This is a genomic window from Acidovorax sp. GW835-FHT14G06 (assembly GCF_058793595.1).
Window position 1 is genome coordinate 270,886 of record NZ_JBXAGA010000003.1, and the last position, 20,964, is coordinate 291,849.

Consider the following 20,964-nt stretch of genomic DNA (forward strand, 5'->3'; position numbering starts at 1 on the left):
TTGGCCCAGCGGTCCCGGCCTCCGAGGCGGTGGGGGTGGTCACGCAAGTTGCTGAGCGGCTCGCCAAGCATATCCGCCAGATTGGTCTGGTCGCACCAGCAGGAAGGGCAACGCCCGGCGGCCTGGGCCACATCTTCATCAGGCAAGGCACGCATTCAGCGCCACATTTTGGCTTCTGGTTGACGGACAGGTTACACCCACCGTCTACTCAGGCCCGCCAGCGCCCCACGCCGTGGGGCAGAATTCGGCCAGGAGCAGCCGGTGGCGGCAAGTAAGAGCGGACACTCAACGCACCACCATGTAAGCGCGACTGGTCCTCTTGGTGGAGGCGTTAGGCGGCCGCTGGAAGATACTCATTTGGCTGCAAAGTTGCCAATAAAAAACCCAGTAAAAGAGGCCTTCCCGGAAACGAAAACTTCCTGATCCGTCCGGAGCGGGGCGCCGACGTAGTGATCGGCGAGGCAGATAGTTGCTTGAACCGATAGGAGGCTGAGGGTGGCATGCTGGTCGCACCCCTTGCGAGCTCTGAACTGTTCCACCGAAATGACCTTAGCGACGAGAGGAGCTTGCGGTGTGCCGAAGGCCCAAGTGCCTGCCGCGAGCCAGCCACGAGGCGCAACGACTATGGCTCCTGCAGTGATGACAGTGATGAGAGGGTTGATGAACAGCCAGCGCACCCAACGAGTTGGATAGCGCCATTGCATATGGGCAGTGAAACGCGGTTGGGTGAGCAACAGACCGGCGCAGGCAGGGAGGAGGAAGAGAAAGGCCACCAACGCCGCTTGCGTGTACTGAGCGCCGTAGAAAAAAACGAAGCGGCCCCCTTGAACAAGGTCCAGGAAGGCGCCCAGCGAGACAAAGACGAATGCGGTGAGGACCGCCGCGCGAGTTAGCGGGCTGGTCATTGGCTTCGAGAGTGGCATTAATACCCAGGTGAATACCGTTATAGAGCGCGGAGGCCTTGATAGCCCACCAACGTAAATTAGACCGAGAAACCTGCGATATAGGATCTCCAACAGCATCGCTCGAACTGTGAGCAAGCCGGATTGTGAATAGATGACTGTTTAGGGAAATGGTGCCCACCGTCTGCTCAGGGCCCAGAGCAGTTGGTCAGTGCACAGCCACAAAGCCGTCGTTTGACGATGAACGACTCCATGGCGTGGCCCAGCCCCATGCGCAAAGCTATAGTGTTTGGAACGAATTCGCTCACGGACCAAATCCAGCAACCGTGTGGCGCGCAACACAGGAGGGGCGGCGGGTTTCATGGCTGAATTTAGTAATGCTTTTTCATGCAGCTCACGTGCCACAACGCTAGGTTACAAGCCCCTTGCGGCGTTTTCTGCGTGCCAGTTTAGACCGCAAGCGCCAGATATGGCCTGCGGCTTGGTGCGGTCTACATTGCGTTAGAGCCCACAAATACAGGTGATGCATGCTCGAAGGATTCGTGTACATCGTCGAATCTCCGTCCGCTGACGATCTTCTCGACGATCAGATTGAAGGGCGAGCGTTGTGCAGCGCACTCAAGCTAGCTCGGATTCCGCACGCATACCACCTTGCGTCGAGCCTTGAGGCTTTGCGGAAGGCTCTGGGAGAACGTTTAGTTCAAACTCTTCAAGAGCCGCAGTTCTCGGGCAAGCGACCGATGCTTCATCTGAGCATGCATGGAAACGACGAAGGCGTGGGGCTGACTGATGGCGAATTTCTCAGCTGGAACGACTTGCAACGCGAACTGCAACCCTTGATGAACTTTATGCAGGGCGGTTTGCTCATCACGATGTCCTCGTGCTTCGGATTCTCCGGGTGTCGCATGGCCATGAACTCCACGCCCGATCACCCGTACTGGGCCATCGTTGGGAACACTGCTTCGGTTGCTTGGAGCGATGCGGCCGTTGGCTACATTGCGTTCTTTCATCAGTTCTTTAAGCAAACGCCGCTCGATCGCTGTGTGGAGATCATGCGAGATGCATCAGGCGATCAGAACTTCATGTCGCTTCCTGGCGAGGCAGTTAAGGCATCGTGGAGCCGCACAGTTCCCAACCTCGGGTTGGGCGGGCTAGGGATTGGCGGCATTCACAATCCAGGTCTGCCCTCTGGGGGCTTGCTCAGTGGGTTCTAACCAGTCGTTCCAGCGGACCGCCTGCGGCGGCCGCTGAACTCAAACGTTGAATGTCTGCTTCTTTAACCCACCACCGACTGCTACTGGCCGAATTCTGCCGCACACACTCAGCGGCCATCTTTTACTTTTGTAATCGTGTTTTGGCCCAGCGGCCCCGCCCTTCATGGCGGTGGATGTGGTCGCGTAGGCTACTTATGGACACCCCCAGCATATCCGCAAGGGTCCGCTGGTCATACCAACCAGATCGCCAACAGGCTGCAGCCTGGGCTACATCGTCATCAGACAAGGCACGCTTTCGGCCCCAGGTCTTGCCTGCAGCCCTTGCAGCACGCTGACCAGCTAAGCACCTCTCCCTGATCAATTCGCGTTCAAACTCAGCGAAGGCAGACAGCAGGTGCAGGAACATGCGGCCATGTGCCGTGTCGGTCTCGATTGACTCCGTCAAAGAACGGAAGCCGACGCCCTTCGATTTCAGGTACTCAAAGACCTTGACGAAGTGAGACACAGACCGAGCAAGGCGGTCCAATTTGTAGACCACCAAAACGTCGCCCTTGACCAAGACGGTCAAGAGTTTTTCGAGCTCAGGGCGCTGCTTAACAGCCGAGCGCTTTTCTTGCACAACCTTATCAATGCCAGCCCGCCGAAAGGCCGCTAGCTGTGCTGCCGTGTTCTGTTCAAGGGTTGAAACGCGGGCGTAGCCGTAGATGGTCAAAACAGGATTCAGTTAGCTGTAATTTTGATAGCGCGAATGTATCAAACCGTGCACGCTATCGAAGGCTTCAATTGGCTTGAGCTTGCTTCGCAGCTTTAGGCGCTCGCCGCGCAGCGTCCGTTGCCCGTGAGAGGTAGCGCCCAGCACCATTCCCCAGATTTCTTCGCCTCTTCGGCCAACGCTAAGCCAGGACCGCGCCTGCGGCTCTTTGGGTTCCTGCGGGGGGAATCCATAAAGCTGCGCTTTACAAACCCTCCCCCCTCCGGAACCCAATCCCTGCAACGCTAATGGCACGGCGAAGAACTCAGGGGAACGGTGCAAGCAAGGCCAGCTTGCACGGGCAACAGACAACAGTTGTCCGGCTCGGAATCTAGGGGCCCGGTACACCTGAAGGGGAACACCATGATCGCAAGCAACTACCGCAAATTTCCTGAAGCTCTGGCGCTGCAGATGCCTTTGCAGTTCGGTCGCTTGCTGGTGTGGGCTACGTCGCGGCCTACGACGCGGCTCCTGCGGGCAATCAGGACCGAGCGTGGCGCAGCTTTCAAGGCAGCGGGCCGGGTGGCCTATCCAGTGCGCAAGACCACGCCGAGCTGGGCGCGTGAGCTGGCGAAAAAGGTGCGCGACCTGGGCAAGCTGGTGAAGGCTGCGCAGGTAGCGCTGGTGTTCGCTGAGCCGGTGAAGCGGACAGGCTACAAAGGCCACCTGGACCGCATCCGCGCAATGCGCCCACTGGCCCGCTGCCCTATCTCCGTCAGCGCATGAATTGTCCTGGCCAGATCCGTTTTGGCGACATTTGAACGCCTGTGCTAGCTTTGGGGGCATGAACACCAGAGCTTTTGAAGAGGCGCTGCAGCGCCAAGCAATTTTCGAACTGGCCGTTGCATTGATCGTGCTGATTGCCATTTTTTGGGCCACGTACTGGGTCATCAAAGCGGGCGTGCGCGACGGCATCATTGAAGCTGGACCAAGGACTCGCACACATGAAAAGCCAGCAGCACCACCCGGCTACAGGTGGGCACTGGTGAAAGAGACAGCGCAGACCGAAGACATACGCGCCGACTGAATCACTGGGTCAAGCTGGAGCGCACCTGTGCATTGCGGGCTGCTAGACCTTGTGCCCATTCAGACGTCGATTGCACCTGCTGATGCTTGTGGGCAGGGTCAGGCACTGGCACGGAGCGAACAGGGGCCGCTTGGGCCATTTGCTGGCCCGCTGGCGGCATGTTGCGGCCCTGCTGATAGTCACCCCTGTCGCGGTGGCTGTAGTCGCCCTTGCTGGCCGTTTTCCAGTCCATGAAGAAGCCTTGCGCCACGATCTGGAGGCACACAGCGCCGCTCACCTGCAATAGCGTGGCCTGCTGGGTGTAGCACTTGCAGGTTTTGCCCATCTGGACGCAGGCGGCAGGGTATGGCGCCTCTGTAGGCCTGGTGACTTCATCGTAGGCGGGTGCCGTGTGCGCAAAGTCTTGAAGCCTCGGGGAGCGCTGGGCAATGTATTCATCGGCGGTCATCACATGGGCGACTTGGCGCATGTTTGGGTTGCCGGTGTTGGGGCCGTTTGTGCCTGGCACGTTGGCTACCGCTTCTGTAGCGGGTTTGGCCTGCTTGGTTACGTTCTTGTAGACGCCAGTGACGGCGAAGTACAGGGCCGCAGGGACAGCGATGACGCACGCGGCAACGACATAGACGGCCCGAGGGATTTTCTTTTTCCCGGTGTGCAGGCTGGCCGAGCGATACCAGCTGTAAACCTCCTTGGGGTAGCCCACCATCGAGACTTCACCGCGTGCCCCTGCGCCGGGTTCTTCGCACTTCATGTCAGGGCTTGAGAAGCGCAGGACGCTCACCACATCGGCGCCAAAGGCCCGTTTCAGGTGGCGGTGCCATGAAGGCTTGTCGATCAGCCGACGCACAAAAACATCGATCAGCGATGGGTGCGGGCAGATCATCCAGAAGTCAAAACCGCGCCGCCGCCGATGCTGGGCGATGGCCTGCACGTAGTCGGGAACATCGCTACCGGAGCGCCTAAGCGGGAATTCGTTTTGGCATTCGTCCATCACGCAGATGGAGCCATCCGGCAGGTCTTGCCACTTCTTGGGGTCGAACTTTTGCCAGCCGAATTCCGCTGCCTTGGCCTCGTCCATGTCGAAGCCGTGGTAATAAACCGGACGGTTTTCCTTGAGTTGCTGGGCGCGCACATCGCGCAGGGTAATGAGCGTTTTTCCGGCGCCGTTCGCCCCGGTGGTCAGGTAGATCATTTCATCACCCACTTCTTGAAGCTGTCGCCGCTGATGCCGCTGACGATGGCGCGGGCAGCGATAGCGCTGGTGATGATGCTGATGCAAACCCCTACTTTCATGAAGCCAATCAGGCCGATCATTTCAGCGGGCAGACCACCAAGCGCGGAGAGTGCCCCGGCCTTCATCCAGTCGAGGGACGAAGAGACGCCGGTGTAGGTCACTACGCTGATGCCCAAGGCAAGCAGGACACGGCCCGCCATGGTGCCGACGAGGTTTATCAACATGCCGCCGATGGCAGCGATAAAGATGGGCATGGTTCTATCCCCTTGTGACGATGCGTGCGGCCATGAGCATCGACACGGCCACGAGAATGTTGCCAAGCATGGCGAGGTATTGGCAGACGTTGGACAGGGGCAAGGTGACGGCCTGACCCCATACGGTGACGTTCAAATCTCCAATGCAGCCACCACCGCCAAGCGGGTCTGATGTGTCAATGCGACCGCTCAGGCTGATGGTTTCATTGCCAGGTAAGTCGCCGGTCTGGTTGCCGGTCTTGCCCTTGTTGGCGTTGTAGAGGTCAGATTCAGCGCTTGTGTCGTCGAACAGTTTGCAGTTGCGGGCGTACTGCTCTCTGGCAATGGCGCACTGGATGGCATCCCCTTCACAGGCAAAGCCGGACATGCAGGAGCCGCCAAAGCCGCCCTTTTCGCCGTCGCCATCACCATCACCGCTGCCTGTGCCGCCGCCGCCTGTGCCAGTACCACCGCCACCGGGCTGGGGATACACGCAGGTACTGCCGACCTTGACGGAATCAGGGGGGCATTTACCGTCGCCATCAGGTGGCACCGGGTCGTTGATGCACCACGAGCCGCTTTTATGCATGCCGGGGGGGCATGTGCCTTCGGGTGTGGGGGGGACAGGCTTGGGCTTCGGATAGTTAGGGACCGGTGTACCAGTACCTGTGCCAGTACCACCGGTGCCAGTTCCGCCTGTGCCAGTTCCGCCTGTGCCTGTGCCGCCTGTACCTGTACCACCGTCGCCGGTTCCTGTACCCCCAGTGCCAGTGCCACCGGTGCCAGTTCCGCCCGTACCTGTGCCACCAGTACCTGTGCCGCCGCCACCGGTTCCAGTACCACCCGTGCCGGTGCCGCCTGTACCTGTGCCACCAGTGCCTGTACCGCCTGTGCCGGGGCCTGTGCCAGGGCCACTACCGCCCGTATCGCCACCAGTGCCGCCAGTGCCTGGAGTAGAGCCGCCGCCATCAGATGGCGTACAGGTACCGCCAGTTAGGCGACCAGTACCGGTGCACTCTTGCGTGTCGCCAAACTTGATGCAGATAGATGGATTGGTCTTTACAGTGCAGCCGGACTCACAGGTGTAGGTGGTGTTATCGCCGTTGGTAATTCGGTCTCCGACTGACTTACCCGGTTCACAACCATTCTTTTTGCAAGTGCCATTGACACGGGTGTAACCGGGGTCACACTTTGGAGGCTTGACGCATACGCCATTTACGCGAGTGTCCTCTGGGTCGCACTTGTCGGGGACGCATGCGCCGCCCTCTTCATGCATTCCAGGGCCACAACCGGCGGGTTTGCACTGGCCGTCTTTTTCGACAAGTGGGGCCGTGCATGTGCAATTAGGGCTGGTGCCAGTGGAGCCTGATGGACAGTCACCAGCTTGTTGACCGATGCCATAAGCATAAAGAATGAGGTCACTGCCCCTATAGCTTCGACCGATTACACAGGAGGTAGAGGTAACGTTTTGAACGCTATAGACGTTGTCCCCTGATTGATCGTTGCCCTGAATGACGCCATGGATGGCGGAACAAACGGCACCTGCCGAGGGATACAACTGATATCCAAGAAACGCACCACTTTGACTATAAAACTGGGGATTTGCAGCAAATGCCGCAGCTCCAAAGGACGCAACAGCAAGGACAACGCCAAAAATCAGGCGGTAAACATTAGCCATGCGGCCCCCAAAATGGCGATGATGACGAATAGGCCCATTTGTTTTGCACCTTGAAGAAACCCACCGCGTGAGCTTTTGCAAGGCCCCCGCCGGCCGGTCGGGGAGCGCTTGGGGCGTGGCTTAGGACAGAGCCTTACGCACCCACTTGAATGCCTTGATACCCACGAACAAGATCAGCACGGCAGAACCGATCAGGCCAATGGGGGCGGCCTGAGCGGCGATGTCAGTGACCACGGCGGTGACGTCGATCGCAGCGGCATTTGCAGCAGCAGCACCGGCCAGAGCGCCAACGGCGACGAGCGAGCGATTGAAGGTTTTTTGCATGTCAGTTTTCCTCGGATGAAGTTGATGAATTGCCGTCGATGTGCAGGGCGCGAATGAGCATGCGAAATGCCCAGCCGACTACCCAGACCGCGAGGACGGCGCCCGCGATGGCTGCTCCATCCGCTGTATCGAGTTGCAGCGGAGGGAGGCTTAATTCATGCACCACGGTCACCGTGCAGGTGCCGGGGCATTCGATAACGGTGGGGTCAGCCACGTGGCATGGCCCGCATGATTGATTGAGCGCGAATGCGTGCCTGGGCGATGCGTTCGGCACGGTGTGCGCGAGAGCGCAGACGCTCAGAGAGGGCGACTACTGCGCCATGCACCAGCACGAACAGCAGACCGCCGACGAAGCCAGAAAGGCAGGCGAGCATTGCAACGCGATGGGCGAAAAATGCGAGGTCAATTTCCATGGTGTGGCTCCTGCTTTTTGTAGAGGTCGTCAAGGTCCACGACCTGGGGGCGGTGGAATGGCTCGGTGTGGTCCTCGATAAGCTGCACGCAGGTCTCGAGGTCTTCCACCACTGCGGCTTCGCAGAGCAACATGACCCATTCCGGTTGACCGTCCTCGAAAGACGGCGCAAGGAAAGCGCCTGTTGTGCGGGACTGGATCACGTTGCGCATGGGGTGCCTTGTGGCCTTACGCGGCCTTGGGCGAGGCTGCTGGCTTGATGGCAAGCAGCGTGAGCTTTGTGGTGTTGTCCGCACCGGCCACGATGTCGAACTCGCATTCGCACATCACGCCGCCGAGGGGCCAAGAATTCTTGAGGTGTGCCCACTTCTGGAACTCGGTGGAGTCGCCCAGCTTGAACGGGCGAGTGACTACGCCGATGGATTCACCGCTGCTGCTTTGCGCGATGTCCACCGACAGGTGGAAGGTGGTGGAATCGAAGGCGCGGCCCTCGTAGTCGCCCTTGGATTGCTTGAGGCCGTGCAACACGGCTTTGCTGGTCATCTTCATTTTTTGGGTCCTTGGTTACGGCCTAAACAGGTTGCATCCCGGACCGGCCACGCCCAGGTGCGAGAACACGATAGAAGGCGCGATCAAACGCACCTGCTATCTCGTTTTCGTTGAAGCGCTGGAGCCGTCCAGGCGCTTTTTTGTTGAACAGGATTTCTTCGATGAACTGCGTGTTGCCGAGGTGCTTGAAGCACAGCGCGATGCTTGGCGCGGCGGTGTCCATGAGCCACTGCACGTTGCGCTTGACCTCGGCGCAGATGGTTTCAGCGGCGAGGCGCTGCGTGGTGCGGACGGGCTCGGGCGTGGCCTGTGATCCGGCTTCGCGCAGCATGGCGGCGTGCCATTCACTGGCGCCTGCAAAGAAATCGGCAGGACGGCGCAGCATGTCGGAGGACAGCACGCGCAGCTTGTTGCCGTAGCGCAGCTCGACGCGAAGCCATGGGCTGTCGTCCTTGGGGCCAAAGAGCTGGTGGCCCTTTTCGTACACGTTGGTTTGCTTGCCTGCTTCCTTGCTGCCGAAGTAGAAGGACCGGGCGCGACCGTTGCACCAATCACCGACCTGATTGCAGCTGGGTGTGCGGCCATGGTGGTCCATCAACCCGGCCTTGTAGTCGGCCTGGACGCGGTCCATTCCACCGGCGAAGCCGTCGAAGAAATCGAGGGCGAGGTCTACGCGGGTGATAGTGGCTTCGGTGCGCTCCACTATGGCGGCGAGGCGCTGATTGAAGCCGTGACGGGCGAAGGTGCAAGCCGTGCCGTAGAGGTTGCAGTGAATGGTGCGGGCCTGCGCGTGCTGGCGTGGGCTGTCGCCGCTGGAGAGGTAGCCGACCCAACCGCATTCGACTTCATTGCGCACGATGGACCAGCGAAAGCGGTAGAAGTCATGGCCCTTGCGGATTTCAGGGAACACGCTGAAATCGGGGCCGAGGGCTTCGCATGCTTGCTCTGCGAGGGCCTTGGCCTGGGCACTGGCAGAAAAGTCTGGGTCCGACAATTCGCGCAGCACAGCGGCCATACGCTGGAAGTTTTGTTCCTGCCATGCGCCAGCAGGCGCGGGGAACAAATCATCGACCGAGGGCGTGGGCGCGTTACGCAGGTTGCAGGTGAAGCGGACCCAATCGACATGAACGGGTTGCTTCGTTTTGGTCCGCTCGGCTGTGAGGCGCAGCTTTACCTCGTTGCCGTCGAGGACGAGGTCTGTTTTCTTTGCGCGGGTCATGCTTGTGACTCGTTCAGGTTCTCCCCGTGATTACCAACGGGGAGAGTTTGGATACCGCGCGTCGCTGCCGCGCCCGCGCTCCGCTTGCTGGGCGCGGCTGCGGCGCGCTGCTGCATGCCCTCCACGAGGGTTGCAATGGACTGCCATGTGTTGAGCATCCCGGCGCCGGATTGGCCCTTGCGGGTGCACACCCCCAGCGCAGGCGCTGCAGGAGCCGCCACAGCGCGTGCAGCGCCTTTGGTGGCTGGGGGTGTGCAAAAGGGGGACGGTTGGGACATTGGCGGCTCCGGATATGCTTACACCACGTAAGCGGTACGGAGTTTCGCGATGACTACACCTTGTAGTCAACCCTTTTGATACGATGCCCTCAACCTGTAGGCATGACTACAACATGTAGGAGTCCCCAATATGCAATCAACAATGAATCTGCTAGAGGCTGCGCTTTCAACGCAGCCAGCGCCATACTGGACGGACAAATTGAAGTTATCTAGGAGTGCGTTGCACACTGCAAAAACTCGCGGGCACCTGAGCCCAGCAATTGCTGGAGCGCTGGCGGAAGAGCTCGGCCAGGACGTGAAAACTTGGATCGTGGTGGCCGCTCTGGAATCAGAGCGCGACAGCGCTTGCAAGACGCGGATGATGAAGCGCGTCGCAAAGCTCACATCTGTTTAATGATGTAATTTCGCGATGACGTCCAATTTCCGCCATGTCGCACTTATAGGCAAGTACCAGACTTCAGCTGCAGGCGCCCCCGGCGATGGCTCTCGCCGGGCTTTGGAAGACATTGCGCATTTCTTGGAGCGTCAGGGATGTGAGGTGGTGCTGGAAGCAGAAACCGCCAGCAACACCGGATTGACACACTACCCATCTTTGAATGTAGACCAGATCGGTGCGCGGTGCGATCTGGGGCTGGTGGTGGGGGGAGATGGAACGATGCTAGGCATTGGCCGCCGCTTAGCTCGTTTTGGAACGCCGTTGATCGGAATCAACCAGGGCCGGCTCGGATTCATCACCGACATTCCCTTCGACACCTATCAGACCACCTTACCACCGATGCTGCGAGGTGCCTACGAAGAAGACCAACGACCGCTGATGCATGCAACCGTCGTTCGCGACGAGCGTGTGGTGTTTGAAGCCTTGGCCATGAACGATGTGGTGGTCAACCGTGGAGCAACCTCGGGCATGGTGGAGTTGCGCGTTGAAGTCGGTGGGCAGTTCGTGGCCAATCAAAGGGCCGACGGCCTCATCATTGCATCCCCCACTGGCTCAACGGCATATTCACTGTCCGCAGGAGGCCCCATGCTTCATCCGTCGATCCCGGGCTGGGTGTTGGTTCCTATCGCGCCGCATACGCTGTCCAACCGCCCCATCGTGCTCTCCGATGCGACAGAAGTGGCCGTCGAAGTGGTGAGCGGGCGCGATGTCAGCGCGAACTTCGACATGCAGTCACTCGCGTCCTTGCTGCATGGCGATCGTATCCTCGTCAAAAGGTCTGAGCACCGCGTGCGATTTCTACACCCCCAAGGCTGGAACTACTTCGCGACATTGCGCAAGAAGCTGCGCTGGAACGAAGGAGGCTCCTGACCATGGCACTGCGGCGGATAACTCTGCGGGATTTTGTGATCGTCCAAACGCTGGAACTTGATTTGCGCAGTGGCTTTACCGTATTGACCGGTGAAACCGGGGCGGGGAAATCCATCCTGATCGATGCGTTGCAATTGGCACTGGGGGCACGCGCAGATGCAGGGGTAGTACGAGAAGGATGCAGCAAGACCGACATTTGCGCGGAATTCGACTGCCCCGCACATGCGCGCCCATGGCTAGAAGAAGCAGGGTTTGAAACCGATGACTGGCTGCTATTGCGCCGTACGGTAGACACGCAGGGCAAGAGTCGCGCTTGGATCAATGGCACACCTGCGACAGCTTCACAATTGCGCGCATTGGGCGAGATGCTTCTCGACATCCACGGTCAGCACGCATGGCAAAGCCTGACCCGTCCAGAGTCGGTGCGCGGATTGCTGGACGCTTTTGCCGGTGTGAGTACCCGCGATACAGCATCGCGTTGGGCGCAATGGCGCTCTGACCTCAAGGTATTGCAACAGGCACGCGCAGCACAGGCAACACTTCAGCAAGAGCGCGAACGCCTGCAGTGGCAAATCAGCGAAGTGGACAAACTTGCGCCGGGCGACTTGGAGTGGGAGGACCTCGATGCGCAACACAAGCGCCTGTCTCACGCGCAGGCGTTGCTGGACGGGGCGCATGGGGCGCTTCAGGCTTTGCAAGAAGACGACGCGGGAGCGGTCTCTGCGCTAACCCGCGCACATGCGCTGCTGCAGGTGCAAGAACACATTGAGCCAGAGTTTGCCAATCTGGCCGATATTCTGGCATCGAGTCTGGCACAGGCCACAGATGTGGTGCATTCACTGCACACCTATTTGCGCCATGCGGACATCGACCCGCAACGTTTGGCAGAACTGGACGAGCGCATGTCCCTATGGATGGGACTGGCTCGCCGATACAAACGCCCCCCTGCTGAACTTCCCGCTCTGCTCAAGGACTGGAAAGCATCCATGCGCCAACTTGATGCAGCCACCGATTTGGAAAGACTGCAAGCCAACGAATCAGTCAGCGCCAAGGCATACCAGACGGCGGCGCGCGCGCTGTCTCTGGCTCGCGCCAAAGCAGCACCAAAGCTTTCCGTGTTCATCTCTCAGGCCATGCAGGGCCTTGGGATGGAAGGCGGCAAATTTGAGGTGTCGGTAACCAAGGCGTCGGAGCCCTCTCCCGACGGAATCGATGATGTCGTGTTTTTGGTGGCAGGGCATCCTGGCATGACCCCAAAGCCGGTCGGCAAAGTCGCATCCGGCGGGGAGTTGTCTCGCATTTCGCTGGCTATCGCAGTCACAACCAGTGAATTGGGCTCAGCCCCCACACTCATTTTTGACGAGGTGGACTCCGGCGTGGGCGGAGCAGTCGCCGAAACCGTGGGACGATTGATGCAACAGCTAGGACGCGACCGCCAGGTGCTTGCTGTGACCCACCTGCCTCAAGTGGCGGCATGTGCGCACCACCACCTCAAGGTGGCAAAAAACAAAAGCGCCAGAGGCACGACCAGCACCGTGCTGGTCGTGCAGCAGGACGAGCGCGTTGCGGAGATCGCCCGCATGCTGAGTGGTGAGCGCGCCACCGAGACGACGCTAGCGCACGCGCGCGAAATGCTGGGCACTGTCGCTCCGATGTTGGCCGTGGCACGTACCACACCTCTTGATACCTTTACCCCCACTAGGAAACGCTGATGGCCCTTGAAATCGTCCTCATCACGGGCATGTCGGGGTCTGGCAAATCAGTCGCCTTGCACGCCCTGGAAGATGCTGGCTACTACTGCGTGGACAACCTGCCGCCTGAGCTTCTGCCGGCGTTCGTAGCGCTCGAACACAAGCACCATGGCAATCGCGTGGCCATTGCGGTGGATGTTCGCAGCGCCACCTCTTTGCATCAAGTGCCTCAAGAATTGAGCCGCTTGCGCAGCCAGGGCGTAGCCGTTAAATCGCTTTTTTTGGATGCAACGATTGACACGCTGGTGCGGCGTTTCTCCGAAACGCGACGCCGCCACCCCCTGTCGCACGACGATCTTCAGCAAGGACGCAGGGCGCTGGTACAGATCATTGAGCTGGAGCGCGAATTACTGGCTGAACTGCGCGAGCAGTCGCATGTGATCGACACCAGTACCATTCGCGCCTCCCAGCTGCAAAGCTACGTCAAGGGTCTGATGTCTACTGCGCAAGGGCAATTGACCTTGGTGTTCCAGTCATTTGCCTTCAAACGCGGTATTCCCATGGATGCTGACTATGTCTTCGATGTACGCATGCTGCCCAACCCGCACTACGAGGCTGCGCTCAAGGACCTCACCGGACTGGACCAGCCCGTAGCCGACTTTCTGGACATCCAGCCCGACGTGGGCCTGATGCGGGCCCACATTGAGCAATTCCTGGCGCACTGGCTGGAAATGCTGGACCGCAATCATCGGAGCTACGTCACAGTAGCCATCGGGTGCACCGGCGGGCAACACCGCTCTGTCTATCTGGTAGAGAAACTGGCGCAGGCTTTCAGTGACCGATGGACTGCGCTGAAACGGCACCGTGAACTGGATGGGCGCTGACCATGGCTTTCATGAATGGGCTCTGTGAGCCAACCCACATGGGGTGCTGGTAACGAAATTTCGGCACTGGCGAAACAAAAGGGCCGAGACCTAGGGAGCGCGCAATTTGCGGTCACCAAAGTGTCGATTGCGTGCTGTCCAGCAACTTGCGAATGGGCGCCGGCAACCCGACCGAGGACCATTGGTCTGGCCCCAGCCACTCTCCATCTTCCACAGGGGGCACAACCCCATCGGTCTGTACCAACAGGGGGTGAAGGTGCAGATCCCGATGCGTCAGCACATGCACAAAGGACTGCAACTCTTGCTGCACGCACTGCGCTGGGCTCCCCAAACCCCTCACAAATGCATCTCGGGACTCAAGGTCAGCAAACACGGGCACGCAGTGCATTCCCGCCCAAATCCCGGTGGGCGGGCGGCGTTGCAGCCAGATACGGCTTTGCACATCACGCACGATCACCAACTGCCATGATTCAGCCCGGCGTGCCAGTTTGCGGGTTCTGACCGGATAGCGTTCGGGATCACCCTCCTTGAAAGCCACGCAATGGGCCATCAACGGGCAATCTGAGCATTGTGGAGTACGAGGCGTACACAGAGACGCCCCTAGGTCCATCAAGCCCTGGGTATAGCGGGGCATCGCCGCTTCAAGATCACGCACTGGCAACAACGCGTCCGCGTGGTCCCACAGCAGGCGCTCGTTCTTGGCAGAAGCGAGATCACGATCAAAGCCCAGCAGGCGCGTCAGCACCCGGCGCACATTGGCGTCCAGAATGGGCACACGCTCGGAAAAACAGAACGCTGCAATGGCCCCCGCAGTCGAGCGCCCAATGCCCGGCAAGGACGCCAATACCGCCGCCGTTCGCGGAAAGGCCCCGCCATGGTCCGCCATGATCTGCTGTGCACAACGGTGGAGATTGCGTGCGCGGCTGTAGTAGCCCAAGCCACTCCACAGCCCCAAGACCCCGTCCTGGGGCGCAGCAGCCAGGGCGCCGACATCAGGAAACCTGTCCAGAAAGCGCGCGTAGTAGTCCAGCACCGTGGTGACCTGGGTTTGCTGCAGCATGATCTCCGACAGCCAAACCCGATAAGGGTCGCGGGTTTGTTGCCATGGCAAATGGTTGCGGCCATGGGTAGCCTGCCAGGCGACCACGAGCTCGGCCACATCCTCCCGGGTCTTACCACTCATGCTGGAACCGGATGCGCGTCGGTCAACACCGGTGCAGCCCCTGGCAGAGTCACCAACTTGGACGTCAGCTCATGGAGCTTGCGCTCCAGCTGTCCAAGCTCTTCCTCTCCAGCCTCGATCTCCGAGATCCGTTCTACCAACCCGCTGGCAGCCTGTTGGATGCGGTCTACCGCCTCCATGCGACGAGCAAAGCTCCGGCGTCGCTCTCGCAGCTGCGCGTCCAATTGTGCGGTGGCTGATTTGCTCCATAGTTCCAGATCGTTGGCAGCCGACTCATACACCGTTCGCAAACGCATGGCCAGAGCGCGCACCAGACGCTCGGCAAACTCTGGCTGTGCGAGTTTGAGCGCATTTCCCATTCCCAGATACTGCAAATGACTCTGCTCGATCTGGTGCAGGTCTTGCGCAAAATGCTCCAGTTGTGGCGGCGAGGGCACCTGCAAAGAAAAACCGAACTCGGCATTGAGCTGCCGGAAGGTCCCGCTGAGCATGGCCTGAATCTCGGTGCCAGAAGCTTGCGCCTTGTCCAAGGTGCCTCGCAGCTTGTCAAAGGTCTGGACGTATATTTTCTTCACGCCCAGCTTGAGCCCCTTTTGCTGAAGCGTCTGGGCCAGTTCCGCCAGCTCAGCCTTGAGCGCCTTGGCGCCCAGCTGTTGGAAGACGTCACGCAACAGCTTGAGATGAACCGCACGAACCGCCTGAATCTTGGCGGTACTGAGGTCGAATTCACGCTGCTCCTGCTCAATGCGATGGCGCATGGATTCGATTACCGATGCATTCTTGCCCCGCAGACTGCGCAACTCAGCCATCTGGTCATCGAGGTCGCGGCGTCGGATATTGATCACCCGCGACGTTTCTGTGCGCAGGCTGGCCACCCCTGTCGCCACCGCGGCACGCAGTATGGACTGTCGCCTGCCCATGATGCCTTTGGCAAGCGCCTCTTCCAGTGCGGGCAGTCCACTGGTTTCCAGCAACACGTCATCCGCAGTGATCTTGGCCACCAGGCCTTTTTGTGCAGATACAGGCACCACACGGTCCAGGGACACGCCGAGCATCTCGGCCGATGTCGCGCACTGCCGGTCCATCTGCGCTTGGACTTGCTCGGCGGTGTTGAGCGTATCCCAGAGGGTGTCGATCTTGTTCAGCACCACCAAACGCGCTTCCATGCTCTCGGGCGAAATGGCCAGGTGCTCTCGCCAGACCGACAGGTCCGAGCGCGTCACGCCGGTGTCGGCGCTCAGGATGAACACCACTGCGTGCGCCTGGGGGATGAGGTTGACCGTCAGCTCGGGCTCCGCTCCCACTGCGTTCAGGCCAGGCGTATCCAGAATCACCAATCCCTGCTTCAGGAGCGGGTGCGGGATATTGATGATGGCGTGGCGCCACATGGGCACCTCCACCAAGCCCTGCGCGTCAGGCACAGGGTTTTCATCTATCAGATCGTCATGCCAGAAACCCAGCGCACGCGCATTGTCCAGACTGACCTTGCGAACCTCGGCCACTTTTTCAAGGGCTTTGGCAATCTGGTCGGCGTTGCCAACATCCAGCGGGATCTCCTGCCAGCGGTCGGTCTTGACCCTCCACTCCGCCAGGCTCTGCATCTGAAGGCGGGTCTCAATCGGCAATAGCCGCAAGCTGGGCGCAATATTCGCGTCGTACCCCAGCTCGGTGGGGCACATGGTCGTGCGGCCCGCACTGGCAGGCATGATGCGCCGGCCATAGTCAGCAAAAAAGATCGCGTTGATCAGTTCTGACTTTCCACGCGAAAACTCCGCCACAAACGCCACCATGACCTTGTCGCTGCGGACCTGCTCTTCCAGGCGCTGCAATCGCTCTTGCACCGCTGCATCCATGAGGTCGTGCGTGGCCATCCAATCGGCCAGCCGCTTGAGCTGCTGGGCGAACTCCCGTCGCCAGACGCCATGCTGGTCGAACTGTTCGTTGAATGAAGGTCCCACTTTGCTCCCAGAGATCTATGGATGGCCCGCGAGGCAGGCATATACAAAATATAGCATCGACCGTACACCGGCTGTCATGAACCGCCGATCAGATGGGGCCTAGGGCCGCTGGCACTGGCGACAGAAGTAAGTGCTTCTCTGCCCCTGGCGAATCAGCTCGATGGTCGTGCCGCATTCATGGCAAGGCTGGCCATCGCGGCCGTACACCTTAGCGGCGGTCTGGAAGTGGCCTGCCATTCCCTCCGCATTGGAGAAATCACGCAGCGTACTACCGCCCATCTCAACCGCTCGGGCCAGCACCGAGCGAATGGCCTGGTGCAGCTTGTGCACCCGCGCAGCACCGATGCGTGATGCAACGGTGGTTGGACGGATGCCAGCCAAAAAAAGCACCTCAGAGGCGTAGATATTTCCAACTCCCACTACCAAGCGCCCCGCCAGAAGCAACTGCTTGATGGGCATCCGGCTCTTCTTGAGTCCTATCTGGAAATCCGGGAGCAAGAACCCGTCGGACAAAGGCTCCATGCCCAATCCGCCCAGCAATTTAGTCGCCAGCGGCGAATTTTCTGCCTGCGCATAGACCACGGCACCAAACCGGCGCGGGTCGTGAAGACGCAGCGTTCCCTTGTCGGTCACAAGGTCAAAATGGTCATGAACGCCTGCCTGAGGCATGCCGGACGCAAAGCGCAGGCTCCCCGACATACCCAGATGCAGGAGCAGCAGGCCCTGGGTCATATCGAGCAACAGATATTTACCCCGCCGACGCAATCCGACCACCTGTTGACCCACCAGCGTCTGCGGGTCACAACCCAGGGGCCAACGCAGGGGCTTGCCCATCACCACTGCCTCGATACAGGCTCCGGCGATTGCATCGGCAAAACTGCGCCGTGTCACTTCCACTTCGGGCAACTCAGGCATACAAACAACCGGGCAACGGCTTAACAGGCATGGATTATTATGGCCCGATGGTGTTATTCCACAGCTTTCGTACCGTCGCATTGGTCACCGTGATTGCGGCGTCCGCCCACTCAGCTTGGGCCCAAAGGCCCGCCGGCGAAAGCCGCCCCCCGAACGAGCCCCCTCCGGTAGAGTCCAACCCCGCATTGGACGCAGAGCTGTTCTACGAAATCTTTCTGGGCGAGATCAGTGCACGAACTGGGGACCCGGGCGCAGGCTACGCGTTCATGCTGGAAGCTGCGCGCCGAAGCGCTGACGGGCAGCTCTACCAAAGGGCTGCAGACATTGCCCTGCAATCACGATCAGGCGAATACGCCCTGGCTGCAGCCAGAGCCTGGAAGGAAGCCTTGCCCCAGTCGCGCGAGGCCAATCGGTATGTGCTGCAGATCCTGATCGCACTGAATCGCATTGGCGAGACGCCTGAATTGCTGCGCCAAGAACTCGCGCAAGCCTCTCCCCGGTCCAAGGCGTCGGCCTTGGCATCTCTGCCGCAACTATATGGACGTGCAAGCGACAAAGCGCTGGCCGCCAAAGTGGTAGAACAAGCACTAGTCAACGAACTGACCAATCCTGCCACCGGCCCCGAGGCCTGGGTGTCGCTGGGCCGCTTGAGGCTTGCGGCAAGTGACAAGGGGGGAGCGCTGGACGCTGCGCGCAAGGCACAGGGCCTGGACAACGCCAGCGAGAGCGCAGCAAGGCTGGCGCTGGAGCTGATGGACGAAGGTCTGCTGGACGCGGAACCCATCGTAACGCAAACGCTGTCCAAACAACCTATCCCGGACCTGCGCATGGCGTATGCCAGGGTATTGCTGGGCCTGCAGCGCTACCCGGAGGCCAGTCGCCAGCTGGAGACGGTCACCAAGGAAAAGCCTGACCTGGCGGAAGCCTGGCTGGTGGCCGCCACCTTGCAGTACCAGGACAACCGGCTGCCCGCTGCAGAGGCATCGCTGCAGCGATTCATGGAACTGGCATCTGCGTCTGGTGACGCCGACCTGCGGCAAAAGAGCCTCACGCAAGCGTACCTGCTCTATGCACAGATTGCCGAGAAAAAGAAAGACTTTGCGGGCGCTGAAGCTTGGCTCGCACGGATCGACAACGCAGAGGAAGTCTTTGGTGCGCAAACGCGCCGCGCATCATTGCTGGCACGCCAGGGCAAGGTCGCCCAGGCGCGGGCCTTGTTGCGCAACCTGCCTGGCAATTCAGCAGACAGCCAACGCATGAAGCTGATGGCCGAAGTGCAGCTGTTACGCGACCAGCGCCTCTACCAGGAAGCCTACAAGGTGCAAGTTGAACTGGTGGCTTTGGCTCCCGACGATGCCGAGCTGGTCTACGACCAAGCCATGCTGGCCGAAAAGGCGGGCCAGCCCGACACCATGGAAAAGCTGCTACGCCAAGTGATCGCGCGCCAGCCGGAGTACCACCACGCCTACAACGCCCTTGGCTATTCGCTGGCGGACCGCGGAGTGCGGCTGGACGAGGCCAAACGACTCATCCTGAAGGCATTGGAATTTGCCCCCAACGACCCTTTCATCATGGACAGCCTAGGTTGGGTAGAGTTTCGCCTGGGCAACAAGGCAGACGCCCGCAAGCACCTCGAAGCGGCCTTCAAGGCACGGCCCGATGTGGAGATTGCCGCACATCTGGGCGAGGTGCTCTGGAGCATGGGCGACAGAGACGGTGCGACACGCGTCTGGAAAGAAGGGCAACGCGCCAGCCCTGACAACGACACCCTCAAAGAGACTCTGAAACGCCTCGGAGCCACCCTCTGATGCCGGGCTTTTTCAGCGCCGCTTCCAGCAGTCGGCTACGGACTCTTCCTCACCGATGGACATGGTGGCTGGTGTTGTGTGCGCTGTGGCTCGCTGGTTGTGCGCAGCCAATGGCCAAAGCCCCCATGGACGAAGACAGCTGGAGTGGGCGCATCGCCTTGCAGATCGACGGACAGGCCTCACAGTCTTTTTCTGCCTTGTTTGAACTGCGTGGCACCCCACAGGCCGGCGGACTCGTTTTGCTCAGCCCCTTTGGCAACCGCATTGCGCAACTCGACTGGAAAGATGGTCACGCGCAGCTGCTCAGCGGCCAAGACACGCGCACATCGGACTCGCTGGATACGCTGCTCCAAGACGTGACCGGCACCCGCATTCCCGTGACCGCCTTGTTCAGCTGGCTCAAGGGCACCCAGGCCAGTGCAACGGGGTGGAACGCGGACCTCTCGGGCATTGCCGACGGACGACTGACGGCACGCCGCAGCGATCCTGAGCCCACCGCGACGCTGCGCATTGCACTGACCCCCTGACGGACTGCAACCTGCTGCGGCCAACAGGACTGCTCAGTTCAAACTGCGAAAAAGCGCGCTTCACTTTTCTGCCTCCATGCAAGCCTTGTATGACGTGCCGGCCCCGGCCAAGCTCAATCTCTTTCTGCACATCACCGGGCGGCGTGCAGATGGCTACCACCTTCTGCAGTCCGTATTCATGCTCGTTGACTGGTGCGACACCCTGCACTTCGAACGCCGGATAGATGGGTTGATTTCGCGGGAAGACCTCTCCACCGTACTGCCAGACGAGGACCTCTCGGTTCGCGCTGCACGCGCACTGCAAGCTGCGACAGGCTGCAGTGAGGGCGCTCACATCGGCGTTCTGAAGCGCGTACCGGCGCAGGCAGGCATGGGAGGCGGCTCTTCAGATGCCGCCACCACGCTGCTGGCTTTGAACCGGCTGTGGGGGCTTAACCTGCCAAGACCCGCATTGGCAAAGATCGGTTTGCAGCTGGGCGCAGACGTCCCGTTTTTTTTATGCGGTCACAACGCTTGGGTGGAGGGAATTGGTGAGACAATCACGCCGCTTGAGAAAGCGCACCAGCTACCGCAAGCGAGCTTTGTGATCGTGAAGCCCGCAGCAGGTTTAGAGACAAAAGAAATTTTTTCGTCACCAACTTTGAAACGCGATTCAGATAGTGCTACAATCTTAGGCTTTGCTGCAGCACACTTTGACTTCGGTCGAAACGACTTGCAGCCAGTTGCTCAGGCTCTTTGCCCCGGTGTTTTACAAGCCATTGAATGGCTCAAAGATCGCGGCCTCAAAGGCAGAATGACAGGCTCAGGCAGTGCGGTGTTTGCGCAAATGTCACGCGCAGTTGACTTGAGCGGAGCCCCTGAGGGCTGGCAA

Annotated in this window: 25 protein-coding genes; 11 read left to right on the forward strand and 14 right to left on the reverse strand. The window is 60.0% G+C overall.

The window, feature by feature from the left end:
* Window positions 1–353 precede the first annotated feature (353 nt).
* Entirely contained in the window at window positions 354–905 is a 552-nt protein-coding gene (locus tag AC1Q64_RS06370) for a hypothetical protein (protein WP_142142790.1), read from the reverse strand.
* Between the two features lie 524 nt (window positions 906–1,429).
* On the opposite strand from AC1Q64_RS06370, the gene AC1Q64_RS06375 reads away from it, so the two are divergent.
* Window positions 1,430–2,116, forward strand: coding sequence for a hypothetical protein (locus tag AC1Q64_RS06375; RefSeq protein WP_492250796.1), 687 nt, complete (start codon window positions 1,430–1,432; stop codon window positions 2,114–2,116).
* Between the two features lie 121 nt (window positions 2,117–2,237).
* Here AC1Q64_RS06375 and AC1Q64_RS06380 read toward each other — a convergent pair whose 3' ends face one another.
* Window positions 2,238–2,828 (reverse strand): recombinase family protein, encoded by a 591-nt coding sequence (locus AC1Q64_RS06380; protein ID WP_492250797.1) that lies wholly within the window; start codon window positions 2,826–2,828, stop codon window positions 2,238–2,240.
* A 402-nt stretch (window positions 2,829–3,230) separates the two neighbouring features.
* On the opposite strand from AC1Q64_RS06380, the gene AC1Q64_RS06385 reads away from it, so the two are divergent.
* Both AC1Q64_RS06385 and AC1Q64_RS06390 read left to right on the forward strand, forming a co-directional pair.
* Window positions 3,231–3,593, forward strand: a complete 363-nt coding sequence (locus tag AC1Q64_RS06385; RefSeq protein WP_492250798.1) for a hypothetical protein — start codon at window positions 3,231–3,233, stop codon at window positions 3,591–3,593.
* Window positions 3,594–3,651: 58 nt separating this feature from the next.
* Window positions 3,652–3,894: a DUF6019 family protein gene (locus tag AC1Q64_RS06390; protein ID WP_492250799.1), complete on the forward strand. Its 243-nt coding sequence runs from the start codon at window positions 3,652–3,654 to the stop codon at window positions 3,892–3,894.
* Between the two features lies 1 nt (window position 3,895).
* Here AC1Q64_RS06390 and AC1Q64_RS06395 read toward each other — a convergent pair whose 3' ends face one another.
* Genes AC1Q64_RS06395 through AC1Q64_RS06405 form a run of 3 tightly spaced genes read right to left on the reverse strand, consistent with a single transcriptional unit; the run spans window position 3,896 to window position 5,950 of the window.
* Entirely contained in the window at window positions 3,896–5,086 is a 1,191-nt protein-coding gene (locus tag AC1Q64_RS06395) for a zonular occludens toxin domain-containing protein (protein ID WP_492250800.1), read from the reverse strand.
* Entirely contained in the window at window positions 5,083–5,382 is a 300-nt protein-coding gene (locus tag AC1Q64_RS06400) for a DUF2523 domain-containing protein (protein WP_492250801.1), read from the reverse strand. The genes AC1Q64_RS06395 and AC1Q64_RS06400 overlap by 4 nt, the downstream gene beginning before the upstream one ends.
* Before the next feature lie 4 nt (window positions 5,383–5,386).
* Window positions 5,387–5,950, reverse strand: a complete 564-nt coding sequence (locus AC1Q64_RS06405) for a virulence factor TspB C-terminal domain-related protein (RefSeq protein ID WP_492250802.1) — start codon at window positions 5,948–5,950, stop codon at window positions 5,387–5,389.
* Between the two features lie 65 nt (window positions 5,951–6,015).
* On the opposite strand from AC1Q64_RS06405, the gene AC1Q64_RS06410 reads away from it, so the two are divergent.
* Window positions 6,016–6,318, forward strand: a complete 303-nt coding sequence (locus AC1Q64_RS06410) for a hypothetical protein (RefSeq protein ID WP_492250803.1) — start codon at window positions 6,016–6,018, stop codon at window positions 6,316–6,318.
* An 841-nt stretch (window positions 6,319–7,159) separates the two neighbouring features.
* Here AC1Q64_RS06410 and AC1Q64_RS06415 read toward each other — a convergent pair.
* The 6 genes from AC1Q64_RS06415 to AC1Q64_RS06440 are packed head-to-tail and all read right to left on the reverse strand — an operon-like array spanning window position 7,160 to window position 9,543.
* On the reverse strand, window positions 7,160–7,363 hold the full coding sequence (locus AC1Q64_RS06415) for a major capsid protein (RefSeq protein ID WP_492250804.1): 204 nt from the start codon (window positions 7,361–7,363) through the stop codon (window positions 7,160–7,162).
* 1 nt (window position 7,364) lies between these two features.
* Window positions 7,365–7,577 carry a hypothetical protein gene (locus AC1Q64_RS06420; protein WP_492250805.1) on the reverse strand — a complete coding sequence of 71 codons (213 nt, stop codon included), beginning with the start codon at window positions 7,575–7,577 and terminating at the stop codon, window positions 7,365–7,367.
* Window positions 7,570–7,776, reverse strand: a complete 207-nt coding sequence (locus AC1Q64_RS06425; protein WP_492250806.1) for a hypothetical protein — start codon at window positions 7,774–7,776, stop codon at window positions 7,570–7,572. The genes AC1Q64_RS06420 and AC1Q64_RS06425 overlap by 8 nt, the downstream gene beginning before the upstream one ends.
* Complete coding sequence (locus tag AC1Q64_RS06430; protein WP_492250807.1) at window positions 7,766–7,987, reverse strand: hypothetical protein; 222 nt, start codon at window positions 7,985–7,987, stop codon at window positions 7,766–7,768. Before AC1Q64_RS06430 ends, AC1Q64_RS06425 begins: the two co-directional genes overlap by 11 nt.
* 16 nt (window positions 7,988–8,003) lie before the next feature.
* On the reverse strand, window positions 8,004–8,324 hold the full coding sequence (locus AC1Q64_RS06435; RefSeq protein WP_492250808.1) for a hypothetical protein: 321 nt from the start codon (window positions 8,322–8,324) through the stop codon (window positions 8,004–8,006).
* A 22-nt stretch (window positions 8,325–8,346) separates the two neighbouring features.
* The gene (locus AC1Q64_RS06440) at window positions 8,347–9,543 is read right to left on the reverse strand and encodes a replication initiation factor domain-containing protein (RefSeq protein ID WP_492250809.1); all 1,197 of its coding nucleotides are present in this window, start codon (window positions 9,541–9,543) and stop codon (window positions 8,347–8,349) included.
* A 408-nt stretch (window positions 9,544–9,951) separates the two neighbouring features.
* Here AC1Q64_RS06440 and AC1Q64_RS06445 point away from each other — a divergent pair, with 408 nt between their 5' ends.
* Genes AC1Q64_RS06445 through rapZ form a run of 4 tightly spaced genes read left to right on the forward strand, consistent with a single transcriptional unit; the run spans window position 9,952 to window position 13,702 of the window.
* A complete protein-coding gene (locus AC1Q64_RS06445) occupies window positions 9,952–10,215 on the forward strand; it encodes a hypothetical protein (protein WP_260666452.1) in 264 nt (87 codons plus the stop codon).
* Between the two features lie 15 nt (window positions 10,216–10,230).
* Complete coding sequence (locus tag AC1Q64_RS06450) at window positions 10,231–11,127, forward strand: NAD kinase (protein WP_056060503.1); 897 nt, start codon at window positions 10,231–10,233, stop codon at window positions 11,125–11,127.
* A 2-nt stretch (window positions 11,128–11,129) separates the two neighbouring features.
* Window positions 11,130–12,839, forward strand: coding sequence for a DNA repair protein RecN (gene recN, locus AC1Q64_RS06455; RefSeq protein ID WP_492250810.1), 1,710 nt, complete (start codon window positions 11,130–11,132; stop codon window positions 12,837–12,839).
* Window positions 12,839–13,702 (forward strand): RNase adapter RapZ, encoded by an 864-nt coding sequence (rapZ, locus tag AC1Q64_RS06460; protein WP_291435125.1) that lies wholly within the window; start codon window positions 12,839–12,841, stop codon window positions 13,700–13,702. The genes recN and rapZ overlap by 1 nt, the downstream gene beginning before the upstream one ends.
* A gap of 112 nt (window positions 13,703–13,814) precedes the next feature.
* Here the strand turns inward: rapZ and mutY are convergent, their stop codons facing one another.
* The 3 genes from mutY to mutM all read right to left on the reverse strand — a co-directional run bounded on the left by mutY (window position 13,815) and on the right by mutM (window position 17,758).
* The gene (mutY, locus tag AC1Q64_RS06465; protein WP_291435127.1) at window positions 13,815–14,885 is read right to left on the reverse strand and encodes an A/G-specific adenine glycosylase; all 1,071 of its coding nucleotides are present in this window, start codon (window positions 14,883–14,885) and stop codon (window positions 13,815–13,817) included.
* A complete protein-coding gene (locus AC1Q64_RS06470; protein ID WP_492250811.1) occupies window positions 14,882–16,843 on the reverse strand; it encodes a dynamin family protein in 1,962 nt (653 codons plus the stop codon). The genes mutY and AC1Q64_RS06470 overlap by 4 nt, the downstream gene beginning before the upstream one ends.
* 99 nt (window positions 16,844–16,942) lie before the next feature.
* Complete coding sequence (gene mutM / locus AC1Q64_RS06475) at window positions 16,943–17,758, reverse strand: bifunctional DNA-formamidopyrimidine glycosylase/DNA-(apurinic or apyrimidinic site) lyase (RefSeq protein ID WP_291435131.1); 816 nt, start codon at window positions 17,756–17,758, stop codon at window positions 16,943–16,945.
* Between the two features lie 29 nt (window positions 17,759–17,787).
* Here mutM and AC1Q64_RS06480 point away from each other — a divergent pair, with 29 nt between their 5' ends.
* From AC1Q64_RS06480 to ispE, 3 genes are all read left to right on the forward strand, one after another.
* On the forward strand, window positions 17,788–19,566 hold the full coding sequence (locus AC1Q64_RS06480) for a tetratricopeptide repeat protein (protein ID WP_492250812.1): 1,779 nt from the start codon (window positions 17,788–17,790) through the stop codon (window positions 19,564–19,566).
* A 110-nt stretch (window positions 19,567–19,676) separates the two neighbouring features.
* Window positions 19,677–20,093, forward strand: coding sequence for a lipoprotein insertase outer membrane protein LolB (locus AC1Q64_RS06485; RefSeq protein WP_492250813.1), 417 nt, complete (start codon window positions 19,677–19,679; stop codon window positions 20,091–20,093).
* A gap of 76 nt (window positions 20,094–20,169) precedes the next feature.
* The coding region (ispE, locus tag AC1Q64_RS06490) for a 4-(cytidine 5'-diphospho)-2-C-methyl-D-erythritol kinase (protein WP_492250814.1) at window positions 20,170–20,964 on the forward strand (795 nt) is incomplete at its 3' end.